At 64.6% G+C, this 18870-nt stretch carries 20 protein-coding genes and 1 pseudogene; 9 read left to right on the plus strand and 12 right to left on the minus strand.

What is annotated here, in order from left to right; translation table 11 throughout:
- Window positions 1–181: 181 nt before the first annotated feature.
- From OEJ37_RS28065 to OEJ37_RS28080, 4 genes are all read left to right on the plus strand, one after another.
- Window positions 182–1399, plus strand: a complete 1218-nt coding sequence (locus tag OEJ37_RS28065) for a DUF2863 family protein (RefSeq protein ID WP_152856355.1) — start codon at window positions 182–184, stop codon at window positions 1397–1399.
- Window positions 1400–1611: 212 nt separating this feature from the next.
- Window positions 1612–2448 carry a response regulator transcription factor gene (locus tag OEJ37_RS28070; RefSeq protein ID WP_263347687.1) on the plus strand — a complete coding sequence of 279 codons (837 nt, stop codon included), beginning with the start codon at window positions 1612–1614 and terminating at the stop codon, window positions 2446–2448.
- Window positions 2449–2522: 74 nt separating this feature from the next.
- Window positions 2523–3197 carry an energy-coupling factor ABC transporter permease gene (locus OEJ37_RS28075; protein ID WP_152856357.1) on the plus strand — a complete coding sequence of 225 codons (675 nt, stop codon included), beginning with the start codon at window positions 2523–2525 and terminating at the stop codon, window positions 3195–3197.
- 169 nt (window positions 3198–3366) lie between these two features.
- Window positions 3367–3990 (plus strand): BspC domain-containing protein, encoded by a 624-nt coding sequence (locus OEJ37_RS28080; RefSeq protein ID WP_263347689.1) that lies wholly within the window; start codon window positions 3367–3369, stop codon window positions 3988–3990.
- Between the two features lie 82 nt (window positions 3991–4072).
- On the opposite strand, the gene OEJ37_RS28085 is transcribed toward OEJ37_RS28080, so the two are convergent.
- Window positions 4073–5227, minus strand: coding sequence for a carboxypeptidase family protein (locus tag OEJ37_RS28085; protein WP_175945006.1), 1155 nt, complete (start codon window positions 5225–5227; stop codon window positions 4073–4075).
- A gap of 235 nt (window positions 5228–5462) precedes the next feature.
- Window positions 5463–6245: a peroxide stress protein YaaA gene (gene yaaA, locus OEJ37_RS28090; RefSeq protein WP_175919333.1), complete on the minus strand. Its 783-nt coding sequence runs from the start codon at window positions 6243–6245 to the stop codon at window positions 5463–5465.
- A 57-nt stretch (window positions 6246–6302) separates the two neighbouring features.
- Between yaaA and OEJ37_RS28095 the strand changes: the two genes are divergently transcribed.
- Window positions 6303–6800 (plus strand): putative toxin-antitoxin system toxin component, PIN family, encoded by a 498-nt coding sequence (locus OEJ37_RS28095; protein WP_175919332.1) that lies wholly within the window; start codon window positions 6303–6305, stop codon window positions 6798–6800.
- 33 nt (window positions 6801–6833) lie between these two features.
- Entirely contained in the window at window positions 6834–8006 is a 1173-nt protein-coding gene (locus OEJ37_RS28100; protein ID WP_174418243.1) for a pyridoxal phosphate-dependent aminotransferase, read from the plus strand.
- Between the two features lie 44 nt (window positions 8007–8050).
- Here OEJ37_RS28100 and OEJ37_RS28105 read toward each other — a convergent pair whose 3' ends face one another.
- On the minus strand, window positions 8051–8707 hold the full coding sequence (locus tag OEJ37_RS28105; protein ID WP_175919331.1) for a glutathione S-transferase: 657 nt from the start codon (window positions 8705–8707) through the stop codon (window positions 8051–8053).
- A 201-nt stretch (window positions 8708–8908) separates the two neighbouring features.
- On the opposite strand from OEJ37_RS28105, the gene OEJ37_RS28110 reads away from it, so the two are divergent.
- The 3 genes and pseudogenes from OEJ37_RS28110 (at window position 8909) to OEJ37_RS28120 (ending at window position 10868) form a co-directional block, all read left to right on the plus strand.
- The gene (locus tag OEJ37_RS28110) at window positions 8909–9700 is read left to right on the plus strand and encodes an oxepin-CoA hydrolase, alternative type (RefSeq protein WP_263347695.1); all 792 of its coding nucleotides are present in this window, start codon (window positions 8909–8911) and stop codon (window positions 9698–9700) included.
- A 33-nt stretch (window positions 9701–9733) separates the two neighbouring features.
- Window positions 9734–9964: pseudogene (locus OEJ37_RS35165) on the plus strand (phosphotransferase family protein); the annotation flags it as partial.
- A gap of 211 nt (window positions 9965–10175) precedes the next feature.
- A complete protein-coding gene (locus tag OEJ37_RS28120; protein ID WP_174418240.1) occupies window positions 10176–10868 on the plus strand; it encodes a glutathione binding-like protein in 693 nt (230 codons plus the stop codon).
- A gap of 47 nt (window positions 10869–10915) precedes the next feature.
- Here OEJ37_RS28120 and OEJ37_RS28125 read toward each other — a convergent pair whose 3' ends face one another.
- The 9 genes from OEJ37_RS28125 to OEJ37_RS28165 form a co-directional block, all read right to left on the minus strand.
- The gene (locus OEJ37_RS28125) at window positions 10916–11392 is read right to left on the minus strand and encodes a MaoC family dehydratase (RefSeq protein WP_152856366.1); all 477 of its coding nucleotides are present in this window, start codon (window positions 11390–11392) and stop codon (window positions 10916–10918) included.
- Window positions 11389–11850: a MaoC family dehydratase gene (locus OEJ37_RS28130; protein WP_174418239.1), complete on the minus strand. Its 462-nt coding sequence runs from the start codon at window positions 11848–11850 to the stop codon at window positions 11389–11391. The genes OEJ37_RS28125 and OEJ37_RS28130 overlap by 4 nt, the downstream gene beginning before the upstream one ends.
- A gap of 38 nt (window positions 11851–11888) precedes the next feature.
- Window positions 11889–13022, minus strand: coding sequence for an acyl-CoA dehydrogenase family protein (locus OEJ37_RS28135; RefSeq protein WP_263347699.1), 1134 nt, complete (start codon window positions 13020–13022; stop codon window positions 11889–11891).
- Window positions 13023–13047: 25 nt separating this feature from the next.
- On the minus strand, window positions 13048–14244 hold the full coding sequence (locus tag OEJ37_RS28140) for an acyl-CoA dehydrogenase family protein (RefSeq protein ID WP_175919327.1): 1197 nt from the start codon (window positions 14242–14244) through the stop codon (window positions 13048–13050).
- 152 nt (window positions 14245–14396) lie between these two features.
- Window positions 14397–14819, minus strand: a complete 423-nt coding sequence (locus tag OEJ37_RS28145; RefSeq protein ID WP_131947260.1) for a DUF1178 family protein — start codon at window positions 14817–14819, stop codon at window positions 14397–14399.
- A gap of 136 nt (window positions 14820–14955) precedes the next feature.
- Window positions 14956–15546 carry an NUDIX domain-containing protein gene (locus OEJ37_RS28150; protein WP_263347704.1) on the minus strand — a complete coding sequence of 197 codons (591 nt, stop codon included), beginning with the start codon at window positions 15544–15546 and terminating at the stop codon, window positions 14956–14958.
- Between the two features lie 36 nt (window positions 15547–15582).
- Entirely contained in the window at window positions 15583–15879 is a 297-nt protein-coding gene (locus OEJ37_RS28155; protein ID WP_174418236.1) for a DUF2818 family protein, read from the minus strand.
- A complete protein-coding gene (nuoN, locus tag OEJ37_RS28160; protein WP_174418254.1) occupies window positions 15879–17333 on the minus strand; it encodes an NADH-quinone oxidoreductase subunit NuoN in 1455 nt (484 codons plus the stop codon). Before nuoN ends, OEJ37_RS28155 begins: the two co-directional genes overlap by 1 nt.
- 39 nt (window positions 17334–17372) lie before the next feature.
- On the minus strand, window positions 17373–18863 hold the full coding sequence (locus OEJ37_RS28165) for an NADH-quinone oxidoreductase subunit M (protein WP_175919326.1): 1491 nt from the start codon (window positions 18861–18863) through the stop codon (window positions 17373–17375).
- Window positions 18864–18870 lie beyond the last annotated feature (7 nt).

Consider the following 18870-nt stretch of genomic DNA (forward strand, 5'->3'; position numbering starts at 1 on the left):
GTTAGCGCGAAAGAGGCGTGATTCTATGCACCCCGCGTCGATCGCGCAAGGGGTTCGAAGAAACTTTTTTACAAATGCCGCAATTCGGCCGTCCGGCCATGCCAGGGCACAAGACCGCTTATGGTGCAAAGAACGGACTAGAATGTGAGGTTCTTCGCCCCTTTCTATATACGTCTTTAATATGCGCCAGCGAATCGCCAAACGCCTCCCCCCCGATGCCGACAAACTGGTCGGTCTGTCGCTTGCGCTCTTCGCCTCGGGCAGCCGCATCGAGGATCGCTTCTGGGAAGCGAAGCTCGACGCACTGCTCGCGAAGATTGTCCGCAACGGCAACCAGACCACGCTCGACGCAGCGCTCGACCATCTGCAGCAGAATCATCCCGACGCCTACGGCGCGCTCGCCGACATCGCCGAGACCCATAGCGAGTCGATGGTGATCGAGCACGACGGCCAGCCGTACGATGCGTTGCTGGTCGCCGTCCCGGTGCTCGCATGGACGCGCTACATGATTCCGTCGGGCCCGCTCAAGGGCGACGTGGCCGACGCGCTGCGAACGCACCTGCAGGCTCATGTCCTTGCGAACGGCACGCTCGTCGGGCTTGCCCCGTTCCTCTACAGCATCGACCAGTTGCCGCGGCATCACGTCGAGACCTACCGTCTTGCCCAGCAGCTCGCGCATGCGGCGATCGGCCAGCACACGCCCAAGCTCAGCTTCGGTGACCTGCCCGAAACCTCGCCGATCCTTGCCGACCCGCGCTTCCTGCTCGCCGTCGTCGCTGCACCCGCCGGCGCGCCGCTGTTCCGCTGGCAGGAAGAAGAAAGCGGCAGCCGGATCGAGCGCGGTCAGTGCCTCGAACAATGGACGGCCCAAGGCGGCCCGAATCTGTCGATCGCGCTGCCCGGATGCGAGTTCGAGTGCCTGCTTCCGGACGCGTACTACTCGGCCTGCCGAGATGCGGACGAACGCATTCGTCCGCACACGGTGCGAACCGCCATTCGTTATCTTTTCGACACACTTGGTACGGCACCGCAGGAGCTGCGCGCGGTGGTCGCCGGCTTCGGCGAACGTCGTATCGATGAATATCGTGTCGGCTTCACGCGGCGTGCGAGCAACGACGTGATCTACGGTGTCGTGTGGCCGCTCTACGGCCGTGAAAACGGCGATGTGTCGATCGACAGCGCGACGCTCGAAGGCGAGGCGCCAATCGAAGGACCGCTCGAGGAAATCGTGAGCCTGTTGAAGGAATGCGGCGTAACCGACGTCCGCCGGCACGCAGGCCGATTCGAACCCGAATACTGCGACGACTGCGGCGTGCCGCTTTACGCGGATCCGCTCGGCGAAATCGTCCACGCGGAAATGCCGGAAGACGCATCGCCCGCCCAGCCCCACTTCCACTAACCTCTCGCAGCAGGCCTGAACGGCCTGCCCACCCGAAGCCGCTCCCGGTTCCCGCCGGAGCGGCTTTTTTCTTGTCCGATATCCCGTCGCTCAAAATTTCAGACTTTTCCTAAGCCTTTCAGCCAAGCAGACATCGTGTAAGGTCTTTGTCATTATCAGGGCCAACGCATGCCCGACAGCAGATCAATGACTCACCCTTATGGAGGTTGAATATGCGATTCCTGGTGCTTAACTCAGACGCCGAACGGCGTGACGGACTGAAGGCCCTGTTGCGGCAGATCGACCGCCACGCCAGCATCAACGATGCACCCGACGGCTTCCAGGCGCGCCGGCTGCTGCGCACCCAGCGTTTCGACCTCGTCACGATCGACTGGCTGGACATCGGCCGGCTAAGCGAGCTTCAGGCACTCTGCAGCGCCTGCTCGCCGACGCCCGCGGCCGTGATGATCGACGAAGCATCGCCGGAAGCCATCCAGCGCTTCTTCAACTATGGCGTCGCCGGCGTGATCCCGCATTCCACACGGCCGCACCTGATCGTGCGCGCGCTCGAGATGGTGCTGCTGGGCGGGCACTACATCCCGCCGATCGCTCTCCGCCTGCTGCCCTCCGTGGCCGCGGCGCGCCACGAGGCCCATTTCCAGACACTCGCCGGATCGCTGCCTCGCCGCCCGCCCAGCGGCCTGTTGTCGCCGAGGCAAGCGCAGATCATGCGCTTCGTCCATATGGGCAGCACGAACAAGATGATTGCCCGCACGCTCGGCATCAGCGAAGGCACCGTGAAAATCCACCTTGCCAGCATCTTCCAGCAGCTTGGCGCCGTCAACCGCGCCGCCGCGGTCGCGATCTACAACGGCTGGCTGTCGCCGCACCTCGAAGTGCTGCTGGCGAACCGCAACCGCGCGCGCAAGCCTGCCATCGGCGAACACGGCCCGGTGCCGCTGCGCACGCAACGCAACGATCACCGATACCCGTTGCCGGCCACACATGCCGGCACGCAGGACCTGCCGCTCGCCGCCGAGCCGCGGGCACGGTTCCGGCGCGAGCCCTAACAAACAGTCTCGATATTGCGACGGTCGACATGTGCGGATTCCCACCTTTGATGCTCAACGAGTAATATGAACGCATGGGTTTTCTTTTCACACCGCTTCCGCTCTGGGTTGGCATCGGTGGCTGGATCGCCGCCGTGGCCCTGCTCACGCTCGCGATCTGGAATCGCCCCTTCGTGCGCCTCCAGGACGCCACGCTCCAGCACGTGTGGCTCGCGCTCGTCACCGCAATCGCGGTCCTCTGGGCCTCGAATGCGTGGCTCGAAGATGGCATCGTCATGCATCTGCTGGGCGCAACGCTGCTCGTCACGCTGTTCGACTGGACGCTCGCGCTGATAGCGATGGGCGCCGTCACCGCGGTTGCCGCAATCATCTTCGACGCGCCGTGGCAGGGCATTGGCCTGACCTATCTGATCTACGGCGCGCTGCCCGTCGCCGTGTCGGCGTTGCTGCAGCGCGCCGCGCTCGCATGGCTGCCGCACAACCTCGCGTCGTTCATCACCGGCCAGGGATTCCTGTCGCCGGCCATCGCGATCATCGCGGTCGCCGCAGCAGCAGCCGGCGTCCAGCTCGCCCTCGCGGATGGCGTGCCTGTCGTGATTCCTGCAGGCTATCTGTTGAACACTGCACTGCTCGCGCTCGGCGAAGCGTGGTTCACCGGCATGGCGACTGCGCTCATCGCCGTCTATCGCCCTGCGTGGGTCACGACCTTCGACGTCCGGCGCTATCGTCTCGGCGGCCCGCGCGCCTGAAACTCCTTCGGACCGGGGCACCGTCAGCACGTGCCGGCGGCATTTTCCGCAGCGCGGGAGAATAGGCCATCTACTGCCGCACAACTTTTTTACGCTAAGATTGAACTCCTGTTCTTGATCGGGCATCTATACGTGCCCGATGTCTCCTTAGCTCCTCACCAATAACCAGATGGACAGCTCACCTGCCTCGCTCCGGATTCTCCGGGCGCTCGGCAAGCTGGCAGCCTGTGTCGCGGGCCTGTCGCTTGCGCTTCCGACACCGGTATTCGCCGACCTGCTCGATCAGCGCTCCGAACTGATCAACAAATTCGTCAACGAAATGCATGCCGATCCGCTCGCGGCCGATTGTGCGGCGCACGGCAGCTTCATTGCGAGCACGTCGTCGGCCTTCGACCGCGTCGACTTCGCACCGAACGCATTCGACAGCGGCAACGCGACGATCACGCCGTGGAACGACTCGTTCGACCAGGGCAAGCAGCGCGTGAAGGTCGACAACATCGTCACGGTCGACGGACTCGGCGTCCACAGCGACGGCAGCGACCCGACGCCGCTGAAATTCCGTTGCGGCTACGTCGGCCAGCAAATGCTCGCGTTCAGCTGGAACGACCCCGTTCCGCCGCTGAAGCCGCGCGTCGAGCGCTCCACGTCTTCGACGAAGAAGTTCAAGGGCAAATCACACCGGGGTAATGCAAAGGCGAAGGCATCGGGCCGCACCGGCAAGAAGGCCGTCGCAACGAAGAAATCAGGCGGCCAGAAGAAAGCCGTGAAGAAGAAAACCGCGAAGAAGTCCTGATACGACGGAGCGGCAACGACAGAAGCAAAAAAGCCGGGGCATCTCAGGATGCCCCGGCTTTTTTCATGCGGCGACGATACGCTTACGCGAACGTGTCGACGTGCACCAGGATCGCGGCCAGCATCGCTGCGCCAAGCGCCGCGCTGCGCTCACCGTTCCAGCCGACACGCTCGTCGGGCAGGTTCGCGTTGTCCTTGAACGGCATCTCGAGCGTCAGCGACAGGCAGCCGAACTGATGGCCGATGTACTTCGACGCAAGCTTGAGCGCGTCCTCCTTGTACTTGCTCGCCGCATAACCATGCTCGGTCTGGAAGTCGGGGCTCGCGACCTTGAACGCGTCGATGAACGCGGTCTGCTCCTTCCCCTGCTGCTCGGTAAAGCTCGGCAGCATCTCCGACCCGGCAACGAACACGTACGGCAGATCCTCGTCGCCGTGAATGTCGAAGAACATGTCACAGCCAATCGCGTGGATCGCGTCGCGCACGGCAAGCACCTCGGGGCTGCGCTCGGCATCGGGCGTCATCCATTCGCGGTTCAGGTTCGCACCTGCCGCATTGGTGCGCAGGTTGCCATGCACGCTGCCGTCCGGGTTCATGTTCGGGACGATGTAGAACGTCGCGCGATCGTAGAGCTTGCGCGCGACCGGATCGCCGGCCCAGTCGCCCCATCCGGCCAGCCGCTTGACGAGGCCTTCGACGAACCACTCGGCCATCGTCTCGCCCGGATGCTGACGCGCGATGATCCACACCTTCTTCTTCGACGCGCCGTCGGTTTCCGGCGTGCCGAGCGTCAGCAGCGACATCGGGCGGCCTTCGACCGTGCGGCCGAGCTCGACGACGCTCGCCTGCGGCAACTGCTGGACCGCGCCGAGAAATGCCGCGTGACGCTCCTCCGAATACGGTTCGAAATACGCGTAATAGATGCTGTCGAACTCCGGCGTATGGTCGATGGTCATCGCCTTGCCGTCGAACGTCGTCGGCACGCGAAACCAGTCGACCCGGTCGTAGCTCGCCACCGCGCTGTAGTTGCGCCAGCCGGACGGATAGGCGCATTCGGCGGCATTCTCGAACGTCATCACGCACCGCTCGCCGCGCGCGCCCGTCAAGCGATAGTAAAACCATTGCGCGAATTCCGAGCGGCTGTCGCCGCGCACGCGCAGCCGAATCGCGTCGGGGCTGTCGCACGACACGACGTCGATTGCGCCCGCGTCGAAATTGCTGGTGATCGAAAGGGACATCTGTTTCTCCTGTGTCGACCTGAGTTAGTGCTTCAGCACTTACTCAGGTCCCATGCACCGCTGTCGACCTGAGTTAGTGCTTCAGCACTTACTCAGGTCCCATGCAACGCTGTCGACCCGAGTTAGTCCTTCAGCACTTACTCAGGTCCCATGCAACGCTGTCGGCCAGAACGGGCGATGTACCGCTTGCCCGGCCTCATGCATGCGCCGGCCATCTCGTGAACGGCCGGCATGGTCACTCGCCGACTCGCCGGCGATATACGTAAGTCGAATCGTTCGACGCTGCCGCGTCGAACGCATAGCCTTCCGTCGCGAACTCCTTCAGCGCCTTCGGCTCGGTAATACGGTTCTCGACGATAAAACGCGCCATCAGGCCGCGCGCGCGCTTCGCATGGAAGCTGATGATCTTGTAGCGGCCGCCCTTCCAGTCCTCGAATACCGGCGTGATGACGGGCGCGGCCAGCAGTTTCGGCTTGACCGACTTGAAGTATTCGGTGGACGCACAGTTGACCAGCACGCGGGCCGCGCCGCTGCGCGTCTCGAGCTGCTCGTTCAGCGCCCGCGTGATGCGGTCGCCCCAGAACGCGTACAGGTCCTTGCCGCGCGCGTTCGCGAAGCGCGTGCCCATCTCGAGCCGGTACGGCTGCAGCAGGTCGAGCGGGCGCAGCAGCCCGTACAGGCCCGACAGCACACGCACGTGCTGCTGCGCATAGTCGAGATCGGCGGACGACAGCGATTTCGCATCGAATCCTTCGTAGACGTCGCCGTTGAACGCCAGCACGGCCTGCTTCGCATTGGCCGGCGTAAAGGTCGGCGACCAGTCCGCGTAGCGCTGGAAGTTCAGGCGAGCGAGGGGATCGGAGATATCCATCAGCGTTGCGATGTCCTGCGGCGAAAGCTTGCGCAGGCCGTCGATCAGCTCGGACGCGTCGTCGACGAATGCAGGCTTCGTGTAAGACTGGACGTGCGCGGGCGTATCGTATTCGAGGGATTTGGCGGGAGAGAGAACGATTATCATAGAGGCTCGCTGGCACGCCGTGCCTTGCGGTCAGACGAAAACCACCGATTGTAACGAATGACCAGCTCCCTCGCCCCGCACGTCGCGCACCGCGTCGTGCTCGACTCGAACGTCTGGATCGACATCCTCGTATTCGACGACCCCGCTACGCGCCCGATCCGGGCCGCGCTCGAACGCGGCGCGCTTGCCGCCGTGATCGACGGCCGCTGCCTGACCGAACTCGAGTACGTGCTCGATTATCCGCAGTTCCAGGCGCGTGCGATCGACAAGGCCGCCGCGCTCGCGACCGTCGCCCGCCTCGCGAGCCTCGTCGAGCCGCCGCCCGTCGACGCCGACGCGCCTCCGCTGCCGAAGTGCAAGGACCGCGACGATCAGAAGTTTCTCGAACTCGCCCGTGCCGCGCAGGCCGATTGGCTCGTCTCGAAAGACCGTGCGCTACTGAAGCTCGCGAAGCGCACCGCACGCGACTTCGGTTTCCGGATCGCGCAACCCGCGCCGTTTGCCGAAGCCTGCGCGCTCGACGCCGCACCGACCACCGCTGCCACGCCGACCTAATGCACGCGGCGGCACCCGATTTCGACCGTATCGATGAACGCTCCTTCAGACATGCCAACGACTCCCGTTTTCCCCTCGCGCCTGCCGAACGTCGGCACGACGATCTTCACGGTCATGAGTGCGCTTGCCGCCGAAAAAGGCGCCGTGAACCTCGGCCAGGGCTTCCCGGATTTCGATTGCGATCCGCGCATCGTCGATGCGGTCGCGACCGCGATGCGCAACGGGCACAACCAGTATCCGCCGATGGCCGGCGTCGCACCGCTGCGTGACGCGATCGCCGACAAGATCGCGCACGTCTACGGCCGACGCTACGATCCGGCCACCGAGATCACGGTGACGGCCGGCGCGACGCAGGCGCTGCTGACGGCAATCCTGTGCGCGGTGCATCCGGGCGACGAAGTGATCGTCGTCGAACCGACCTATGACAGCTACCTGCCGTCGATCGAACTCGCAGGAGGCAAGCCGGTATTCGTCACGCTGGAGGCGCCCGACTACGCGATCCCGTTCGACCGTCTCGCAGCCGCGATCACGCCGAAAACGCGCATGGTCCTGATCAACACGCCGCATAACCCGACGGGCACCGTGTGGCGCGACGCGGACATGCGCAGGCTCGAGGACATCGTGCGCGGCACCAACGTGCTGATCCTGTCGGACGAGGTCTACGAGCACATGGTCTACGACGGCGCGCGCCACGAGAGCGTCGCGCGCTATCCGGAACTCGCCGCACGCAGCTTCATCGTGTCGAGCTTCGGCAAGACCTATCACGTGACGGGCTGGAAGGTCGGCTATGTCGCGGCGCCTGCCGCGCTGACCGCGGAATTCCGCAAGGTCCACCAGTTCAACGTATTCACGGTGAATACGCCGATGCAGATCGGGCTCGCCGATTACCTGCGCGACCCGGCACCGTACCTGACACTCGCCGGCTTCTACCAGAAGAAGCGTGACTTCTTCCGCGCAGGCCTCGAGCGCACGCGCTTCAAGCTGCTGCCGTGCACGGGCACGTACTTCCAGTGTGTCGATTACTCGGCGATCAGCGACCTGCCCGAAGCGGAATTCTCGAAATGGCTCACGTCGGAGATCGGCGTGGCCGCCATTCCGGTGTCGGCGTTCTATCACGAGCCGCACGAATCGGGGGTCGTACGTTTCTGCTTCGCGAAGCAGGAAAGCACGCTCGCATCCGCACTCGAACGGCTCGCCCGACTGTAAGTCCCGCGCGGGCGGCCGCGCGCCGCCCCGCCGAAGAATCACGCTTACGAACGCGCGCCGCTCGTCGCGTCGATATATGCCTTGCGTTCGGCCGCCACGCGCTGCGCGGCGGCACGCTCACCGACCTTCTTCGCGTGAGCCTTCCAGTCGATGCCTGCATCGAGCAGGAAGTCGCGTCCGAACACGGCCTTCGTCGCCATCCCGATGACCGGCAGATGGATCGATGCGGCGATGTCCGCGAGGCTGAACGACTCGCCGAGCACGTACGGCGAAAACTGCGCCATCTGCTTGAACGCATCGATCGCGCGCGGCAGGCGCTTCTCGACGTGCGCCTTCATCCCGTCGCTGACCTTGCCGCCGAAGAACGCTTCCGTATAGACCTCGCGCGCCATCCATTCGAGATACAGCTCGAGCGTCTCGACCAGCTCGCGCACCTTCGCCGCCGCGAACGGCCCCGCCGGGAAAATGGCTTTCTCGGGATAGCGCGCCGCCAGGTATTCGATGATCACCTGCGACTCGAACAGCGCGCCCTCTTCAGTCTTCAGGAACGGAATCTTGCCAAGCGGCGAATCGGCGAGCTGGGCCGGATCGCTGATCGGCAAACCGCACACCGACTCTTCGAACGGAATGTCGTGCTCGAGCAGGACGAACTTCACCTTGTTGTAATAGTTGGACAACGGAATACCGCACAGCTGTAGCATCGGAGTCTCCTTCCTTGCGAGAGCGCGGCCGCAACGATACCGGCCGCACCGGGATTCATCGCGCTGAAAAGCACGTTCGTGCTAGTCTAAAACAGTTTCACGTCCGTCACGACAACATTACATTCGCTGCGGCAGCAGCGCTGCCGGTCCGCGCGACGCGCGCGGTGCCGCAGCCTCGCCATCCGATGGAGACACGCTCGCATGAGTGCTGAACTGCTGGCCTCGCGGCCGCCCGAGAGCGATTCGACGCTCGTCCTCACGCTGTCCAATCCCGGCGCGCGCAACGCGCTGCATCCCGACATGTACGCGGCCGGCGTCGAAGCGCTCGCCACGGCCGAACGCGATCCCGGGATTCGCGCGGTCGTGCTGACCGGTGCCGACCGCTTCTTCTGCGCAGGCGGCAACCTGAACCGGCTGCTCGACAACCGCTCGAAGGATCCGTCCTACCAGGCCGACAGCATCGATCAGCTCGGCGCATGGGTGACGGCGATTCGAGAATCGACAAAGCCTGTGATCGCGGCGGTCGAAGGCGCGGCGGCCGGCGCGGGCTTCTCGCTCGCGCTTGCGTGCGACCTGATCGTCGCCGCGAACGATGCGAAATTCGTGATGTCGTACGCGCGCGTGGGCCTGACGCCCGACGGCGGCGGCTCGTGGTTCCTCGCGCGCGCGCTGCCGCGTGCGATCGCGGCCGAGATCCTGTTCGAGGGCAAGCCGGTCGCGGCCGAACGCCTGCATGCGCTCGGCGTGGTCAACCGGCTCGCCGTGTCCGGCGCAGCCCTGAACGACGCGCTTGCATGGGCCGATGCACTCGCCGGCATCTCGCCGAACGCACTCACGCGCATCAAGTCGCTGCTCGACGATGCAACGACGCAGCCGCTCGAACCGCATCTCGGCACCGAGCGCGATCATTTCGTCGCATCGCTGCATCATGCGGACGGGCTCGAAGGCATCACCGCCTTTCTCGAGAAACGCCAGCCCCGCTACAAGCCCTGAGCCGCGTCGGCCGATGACGGCGACAACGGCCGTCCGGCGACGATCGTGCACGGCGACTACCGGCTCGACAATCTGATCTTCCATCCGCACGAACCGCGCGTGCTCGCCGGGCTCGACTGAAAACTGTCGACGCTCGGCGATCCGTTCGCGGATTTCGTGTGCCACCGCATGACGCGGCACGTCGATCCGCAACAGTTCCGCGACATCACCTGGCTCGACTGGCGCACATTCGCCATCCCCGACGAGGTGCAGTACGTCGCGCGCCCGATGGTGGACCCGGCGTGGCAGTACGCGCAGAAGATATGCGCCAGGAAAAGCCTCGCGCAACGTCGGCGACGATCTCCCGTTCGCCCGCGCGTACGCATCTGCAGACACGTTTCCGTCGCCGGCAGCCCGCGTCGATCCATGCTCTAATGACCGCCTGTCGCGGCGCACTGCCGGCGCCGTTTTCGCGCATGCAACCAAGGAGTTGACGATGATCGACGTCTATAGCTGGGCGACCCCGAACGGCCACAAGGTGCACATCATGCTCGAGGAAACGGGCCTCGCCTATCGTGCACATCCGGTCGATATCGGTGCGGGCGACCAGTTCGAGCCCGAGTTCCTGAAGATCAGTCCGAACAACAAGATCCCTGCGATCGTCGATCCGGACGGCCCCGGCGGCAAGCCGATCTCGCTGTTCGAATCGGGCGCGATCCTGATCTACCTCGCGGAGAAAACCGGCAAGTTCCTGCCGGCCGATCCGGCCGCCCGCTATGCAACGCTCGAGTGGCTGATGTTCCAGATGGGCGGTGTCGGCCCGATGCTCGGGCAGGCACACCACTTCCGCCTGTACGCGCCGGAAAGGATCGAGTACGCGGTCAACCGCTATACGAACGAAGCGAAGCGCCTGTACAACGTGATGGAAAAGCGCCTCGGCGAATCCGAATATCTCGCGGGCGACGCGTACACGATCGCGGACATTGCGACGTTCCCGTGGACGCGCTCGTGGCAAAACCAGGGCATCCTGCTCGACGAGTTGCCGAACGTGAAGCGCTGGCACGAGGCAATCGCCGCACGACCGGCCGTACAGCGCGGCGTCGAAGTACTCGCGTCGATGCGCAAGCCGCTGCAGGACGACAAGGCGCGCGAGGTGCTGTTCGGCGCCACGCAATACGCGAAGCACTGACATGCACGTGACGGGCGGAGCGGCATCCGTACATGCCGCTCCGCGCCTCAGAAGTAATGCAGCGTGATGAATTCCGCCGCGCAAACGAGCAACGGCGCGTCGGGACGCTCGGCCTGGATCGACACCGACCAGGTCGCCTGCACGCCGCCCCGCGCGACCTCGGCGGTTTCCTTCACCGCGAACAGCGCGCGCACGCGCGCACCGACCGGCACCGGCTTCAGGAACCGCACGCGATTCAGTCCGTAGTTCACGCCCATCTTCTGCTCGAAGCGCATCGCGTCGGTCATCAGCGCGGGAATCAGAGACAGCGTCAGGAACCCATGCGCGATCGGCCCGCCGAACGGCGACTCGCGCCGCGCGCGTTCGGGATCGACATGAATCCATTGATGATCGCCGGTCGCGTCGGCGAAGCCGTCGACGCGATGCTGGTCGATCGTGATCCAGCCGCTCGCGAGCGGCTCCTCGCCGACACGCGCCTGCAACGCCTGCGCCGACGCGATCAACGGCAATGTCACGTCGGTCATGCGTTCGTGCCTCGCGGATCGCGCAACCCGAAAATCACCTTGCTATGCACGGTGATCACCGTCTCGCCGCTACCGTTGATGCCGATCCACTCCGTCGACACGATGCCGCGATCGGGCTTGCTCTCCGAGACGCGCTTGTCGTGAATTTTCTGGTGCATCGTGATCGTGTCGCCGGCGCGCACCGGCTTGAGCCAGCGGATCGAGTCGATGCCGGGCGAGCCCATGCTGGTCGAGTCCGGCCCGAGCTTCTTGATGAGCAGGCTCATGAACACCGAGCACGTGTGCCAGCCGCTCGCGACCAGTCCGCCGAACGGCGACGCCTTCGCGGCCTCCTCGTCGAGGTGGAACGGCTGCGGGTCGTAGCGCTGCGCGAACGCCTTGATATCGTCGGGCTCGAACGTGTAGCTGCCCACTTCGGTGGTGCTGCCGACAACCAGATCTTCGTAACTGATACCCACTTGTGTGTCCCCTTGTCTGACGCGCTCGCGCGCCGCCGTCATGCCGCGTCGGCCTGCGTGAAATCGGGCAGCGCCGCGATGCGGGCAAGATGATGATCGGTGTCGCCGAGCGTCGTCTCGATGATCGACAACCGCTTGAACAGGTGCGCGGCGGCCACCTCGTTGGTCACGCCCATGCCGCCGTGCAACTGGACAGCCTGCTGGCCGACGAAGCGCGCGGCCGCGCCGACGCGCGCCTTCGCGGCCGACACGGCCTTGCGTCGCGCATCGGCGTCGCCGCCCGCATAGCGCACCGCGGCCAGGTAGGTCAGCGAACGCGCCTGCTCGGCATGAATCAGCATGTCGACCATCCGGTGCTGCAGCGCCTGGAAACGCGCAATCGGCACGCCGAACTGCTCGCGCGTTTTCGTGTATTCGACCGTCGCGCGATTCAGTTCGTCGAGCGCGCCGACCGCTTCCGCGCACAGCAGGAACGTCGCGTAATCGGCAATCTGCTCGAGCGCCGCAGCGTCGCGCGCGCCGCCTGTCAGCATTCGGGCCGGCGTTTCGTCGAACGCGATCGTCGCGGCACGCTGGCCGTCGATGGTCCGGTAGTCGACCACCTTCGCGTTCGCCGCATCGCGTTCGACGACAAAGAGGCCGATGCCGCCGTCGTCGACACGCGCAGGCACGATCCACGCGTGCGCCTGTGCGCCGTGTTGAACGACCGACTTGGTGCCGGTCAGCCGATGCGTGCCGCCCTGCTCGCGTGCGTGCGTCTCGAGCTCGAACAGGTCATAACGCGCATGCGGTTCGTGGAATGCGACCGCCAAGCGCTTCTGCCCCTGCGCGACTGCCTCCAGTAATGCGGCGTCCTCGCCTGCGCCGGACCCGGCGATGCGCAAAGCCTCGACGCCGACCGCCGTTGCCCAATACGGCTCGATCACGAGCGCGCGGCCGAGTTCCTGCATCGCAACCAGCATGTCGACCGGGCTGCCGCCGAAACCGCCCTGCGCATCCGGCACGGGCAGCGCGGTCAGCCCCAGCTCGGCGAACGCGCTCCATTGCGTGTCCGACACGCCCGTGTCGCTGCGCACGATTGCCTGGCGCGCATCGAAGCCGTATTGCTCGCCGAGATAACGGCGCAGCGCGTCGGCGAACTGCTGCTGCTCATCGGTAAAGCTGAAATCCATGGTTGTCTCCGCTCCCGTTTCCCGATCACAGACCCAGAATCATCTGCGCGATGATGTTCTTCTGGATCTCGTTCGAACCGCCGTAGATCGACGTCTTCCGGTAATTGAAGTAGTACGCGGCGAGCGGCGCCGCATCGTCGTCGCCCGCGATGCTGTGCTCGCGTTCGCCATTGAGGAACGGTACGTCGAACGGCGCGGCGAGCGGGCCGATCGCGTCGAACATCAGCTCGGTGAGCGCCTGCTGCACTTCCGTGCCCTTGATCTTCAGCATCGACGCCTCGGGGCCCGGCCCCTTGCCGCTCGTCTCGCGGCTGACGACGCGCAGCACCGTCACCTCGAGCGCCATCAGCTCGACTTCGAGCGCCGCGACCTTGGCGGCGAACACGGGATCGGCGAGCAGCGGCTTGCCGTTCTTGCGCTGGTTCGACGCCACGCGCTTCAGGAACACGAGCTCGCGCTTCGACGCGCCGACTCGTGCGATGCCGGCGCGCTCATGGCCAAGTAGGTATTTCGCGTAGGTCCAGCCGCGGTTCTCGTCGCCAACGAGATTCTCGACCGGCACCTTCACGTCCTCGAAGAACACCTCGTTGACCTCGTGATCCTCGTCGAGCGTGATGATCGGCCGCACCGTGATGCCGGGCGTCTTCATGTCGATCAGCAGGAACGAGATGCCCTCCTGCTTCTTCGCGGCCGGATCGGTGCGCACGAGGCAGAACATCATGTCCGCGTACTGGCCGAGCGTCGTCCAGGTCTTCTGGCCATTGACGACGTAGTGGTCGCCCTGGCGTTCGGCGCGCGTGCGCAACGACGCGAGGTCGGACCCGGAACCCGGCTCCGAGTAACCCTGGCACCACCAGTCGGAGCCGTCGAGAATGCGCGGCAGATAGTGGCGTTTCTGCGCTTCGCTGCCGTATTTCATCAGCACCGGCGCGACCATCGACACGCCGAACGGCAGCACGGTCGGCGCGCCGATCCGCGCGCACTCCTCATCCCAGATGTGCCGCTGCGTCGCGTTCCAGCCCGGGCCGCCGTATTCGGTCGGCCACGCAGGCGCGGACCAGCCGCGCTGACCGAGAATCCGGTGCCAGCTCGCGAAATCCTCGCGGTCGAGTCGTTTGTGATCGAGTACTTTGGCGCGCAGTGCGTGAGGCAGGTTGGCCTCGAGCCAGGCGCGGACGTCGACGCGGAACGCGTCGTCGGCGGGGGAATAATCCAGATCCATGCGCAGTGTCTCCTGTCGACCAGAGTTAGCGCTTCAGCGCTTGCTCTGGTCCCATGCTTCGCGGTCGACCGGAGTTGGCGCTTCAGCGCCTGCTCAGGTCCCATGCAAGGCTCGCCGCGACCTTCCGGCCCGGCAAGGACCCACTGCGTACGTCATTGCAGTGGTTCTTTCAGCGCGGCAGGAATCGGCAGCGGCATCACGTCGATGCCTTCTTCGACCAAGGATTGCGCATCTTCCGGTGTCGTGACGCCACGGATGCTGCGTGCCGGCGCCTCGTTGTAATGGATGCGCCGCGCTTCCTCGGCGAAGCGCTCGCCCACGTTCTCGGTCTTCTCCAGCACCTCGCGCAGCGCGCGCAGCACCTGCGCCTGCAGCGCACGCGGATCGGCCGGCTGCGCCTGCGTCGCGCCCGACAGGTTCAGGCGCGGCGCCGACGGCAGACGGTTGACCTCGGTCGTCCCGCACACCGGACATTCGACCAGCTTGCGGGACAACTGCGCTTCGAATTCATCGGCGGAAGCGAACCAGCCTTCGAACCGATGACCGTGCGGGCACTGTAAATCGAGGACCTTCATGCTGAATCAGGGCGTGTGACGAGTGTAGCGCAAAAAGCGGTTTTGTGAACGATCGTGCTAAATCCCGATCGCGCGACGCGAAAACGCCGCGTCATTGGATTGTAACGCGGCGCCCCACCCGCCGCCGACGCCGCGCTCAGGGCGTCAGGACCGGCCCGAGCGACCAGGTGCCGGACAACACCTTGTCGAGCCACATCGTGCCGATGATCGTCTTCACGTCGGTGATCTGCCCGGTGCGCACCCATTCCTGCAGGTCGGCTTGCGTGGCAGTGAACGTTTCGAGGAATTCGCCTTCGTCGAGCTTGCGCTCGCCGGCCGTCAGCCCGCGCGCGAGATACAGGTCGATGAATTCGGTCGAATAGGAAATGATCGGGTGAATGCGGGCCAGGAACACGTATTCGCGCGCCGTGTACCCCGTTTCCTCGCGCAGTTCGCGCACCGCGCACGAAAGCGCGCCTTCGTCCGGATCGAGCTTGCCGGCCGGGAATTCGGCCATCACCTTGCCGATCGGGTAGCGATACTGGCTTTCCATCAGCACGCGGCCGTCGTCGAACAGCGGGATCACCATCACCGCGCCCGGGTGCTGGACGTATTCGCGCGTGGCCTTCTTGCCGTCCGGCAAACGGACGGTATCGCGCTTGAGCTTGAGGAACGAGCCGTCGAAAATCGCCTCGCTTTCGAGGCAGGTTTCGGTCAGTGCGGCATCGTGATTGGGTAGTTCGGCCATCGGCGGCTCCAAGATTGAGCGCGACGGCCGCAGCCGTCAGCGTCGTTTGACGAGATACTGGAACGTGAAGCCGGGAAACGCGAACACGATGAAAAGACTGAACGTGATCGCGTAAAACTGCCAGCCCTGTTCGAAGCGGTTGCCGGCGCGCGACTCAAGCCAGAAGCCGAGCGCGCCGACCACGAAATACAGCACGATCAGCTCGCCGATCCGCACCCACGCACTCTTCTTCGCCGTGCCGAACGGCACGACGGCGAAGAGGCGTTGGTTCAGGAACGGCAGGTTGGCGCACACGAGCGCCAACAGCACGATAAACCAGCCGGCTGCCGACATTACAGCGGCAGCGTGTGACGAATCGCCTGCAGGCAGGCCGTCAGCAGCGGGCTCGGGATCAGGCCGAGCACGACGACCGCGAGGCCGTTCAGCACGAGAATCGTGCGCTTGCAGAAATCGCCCGAGATCGGCGTCGAATCCTGCGGTGCATCGAAGTACATCAGCTTCACGATGCGCAGGTAGTAGAACGCGCCGAACAGCGACGTGATCACGGCCAGCACGGCCAGCCACGTGAGGCCCGCGTTGACGGTTGCCTCGAGCACGGCGAGCTTCGCGTAGAAGCCGACGGTCGGCGGGATGCCTGCCAGCGAGAACATCATGACCATCATCACGAACGCGAACACCGGGCTGCGCTTGTTGAGACCCTTGAAGTCGTCGATCGTTTCGGCTTCGAAATCGCGGCGCGCGAGCAGCATCACCACGCCGAACGAGCCGAGCGTCGTGATCAGGTAGACGATCGCGTAGAACATCGCCGAGCTGTATGCGTTCGCCGGTGCCGCCGCGTCGCCCTTCACGATGCCCGCGAGCAGGCCGAGCAGCACGAAGCCCATGTTCGAGATCGCCGAGTAGGCGAGCATCCGCTTGATGTTGCGCTGGACGATACCCGTGATGTTGCCGACGATCAGCGACAGCGCGGCGAGGATCACGAGCGCGGTCTGCCAGTTCTGTGCGAGCGGCAGCAGGCCCATCACCAGGAAACGCAGGCCCCACGCGAACGCGGCAACCTTCGGGCCGCCGCCGACGAACAGCGTCATCGCGGTCGGTGCGCCCTGGTAGACGTCCGGCACCCACATGTGGAACGGCACGGCGCCGAGCTTGAACGCGATACCGGCAACGATGAAGACCACGCCGAACATCAGCACGGCCGCGTCGGTGTTGCCGCCGACCGCCTTGTACACCTCGCCCAGCTCGAGCGAGCCGGTCGCACCGTAGAGCATCGAGATGCCGTACAGCACGAAGCCCGACGCAAGCGCGCCCAGCACGTAGTACTTCATCGCGGCTTCGCTCGACTGCGGGGCGTCGCGACGCAGCGCGATGACCGCGTACAGCGACAGCGACATCAGTTCGAGACCGAGGTACAGCGTCAGGAAGTTGTTGCCCGACACCATGACCAGCTGGCCGAGCAGCGAGAACATGCCGAGCAGGAACACGTCGCCGCGGAACATGTCGCGATCTTCGAGATACTTGCGCGAATAGACGAGCGAGACCGCGAAACCGAACGACACGACAGCCTTCATCATGCTCGCGAACGAGTCGACGACGACCATCTTCGAAAAGAAGTAGTACTGCTGCGGGTCGAGTGCCTGCACCGCGAACCACACGCCGGCGACGACCGACGATACGACCGCGATCAGATAGGTCAGCCGGCGGCCGGAAGCGCCGGTAAAGGTGTCGTTCAGCCATGCGACGACGATGGCGGCCATCACCAGCGCGTCAGGCAACAGGACATTCATAGGAGCGTTTTGCATGATCTTGAGTTCCTCCGCTCGCGATTACTGGGCCAGCGGCAGCTTGGACTGCGCGACATGGGAGAGGAGGTTTTCGACGGAAACGTGCATCACGTCGGTAAAGGGCTTCGGATACAGGCCCATCAGCATCGTGAACGCGGCAAGCACGGCCAGCATCAGGAATTCGCGACGGCCGATGTCCTTCAGCTTGGCGACGTGATCGTTCGCGACCGCGCCGAAGTACACGCGCTTGTACATCCACAGCGTGTATGCAGCGCCGAGGATCAGCGTGAATGCCGCGCCGAATGCGATCCAGAAGTTGTACTGGACGGCCGCGAGAATCACCATGAACTCGCCGACGAAACCCGACGTACCCGGCAGGCCGCAGTTGGCCATCGAGAACAGCATCGCGAATGCCGCGAACTTCGGCATCACGTTGACGACACCGCCGTAATCGGCGATCTGGCGCGAATGCACGCGGTCGTACAGCACGCCGATGCAGAGGAACATCGCGCCCGACACGAAGCCGTGCGAGATCATCTGGACGATCGCGCCTTCGACGCCGAGCTGGTTGAAGATGAAGAAGCCGAGCGTGACGAAGCCCATGTGCGCGATCGACGAATACGCGACCAGCTTCTTCATGTCGGCCTGCACCATCGCGACGAGGCCGATGTAGATCACCGCGATCAGCGACAGCGTGATCACGACGGGTGCCAGGAAGTGGCTCGCGTCAGGCGTGATCGGCAACGAGAAACGCAGGAAACCGTATGCGCCAAGCTTCAGCATGATCGCGGCCAGCACGACCGAACCGCCCGTCGGCGCTTCCACGTGCGCGTCCGGCAGCCAGGTGTGCACCGGCCACATCGGCACCTTCACCGCGAACGCAAGGAAGAATGCGATGAACAGCAGGATTTGAGGCGTCATCGCGATCTTCGCGTTCTGCCACGTCGCGAGGTCGAACGAGTGCGTTTCCGTGTACAGGTAGATCAGCGCGACCAGCATCAGCAGCGAGCCGGCCAGCGTGTACAGGAAGAACTTGAACGCCGCATACACGCGGTTCGGGCCGCCCCACACGCCGATGATGATGTACATCGGGATCAGGGTCGCCTCGAAGAACACGTAGAACAGCAGGCCATCGGCCGCCGAGAACACGCCGATCATGATCCCGGACAGGATCAGGAAGGCCGCGAGGTACTGCGCGACGTTCTCGGTGATCACTTCCCACGCGGCGATCACGACGATCACCGTGATCAGCGCGGTCAGCACGACGAACCACATCGAGATGCCGTCGACGCCGAGGTGATACGCGATGTCGAAGCGTTCGATCCAGGTCGACTTCTCGACGAACTGCAGCGCAGCCGTGCTCGAGTCGAAGCCCGTGATCAGCGGAATCGTGACCGCGAGGCCGAGCAGCGAGCCGATCAGCGCGACCCAGCGGGCCGTCCCCGGATTTTTGTCGTTACCCACCGCGAGCACGAGGAGGCCGAAAACGATCGGCAGCCAGATCGCGGTACTGAGAATCGGAAAAGCGTGCATTGTTCTT

The organism is Burkholderia sp. BKH01 (genome assembly GCF_025685725.1).
In the GTDB taxonomy this organism is placed as follows: Bacteria; Pseudomonadota; Gammaproteobacteria; order Burkholderiales; family Burkholderiaceae; genus Burkholderia; species Burkholderia pyrrocinia_C.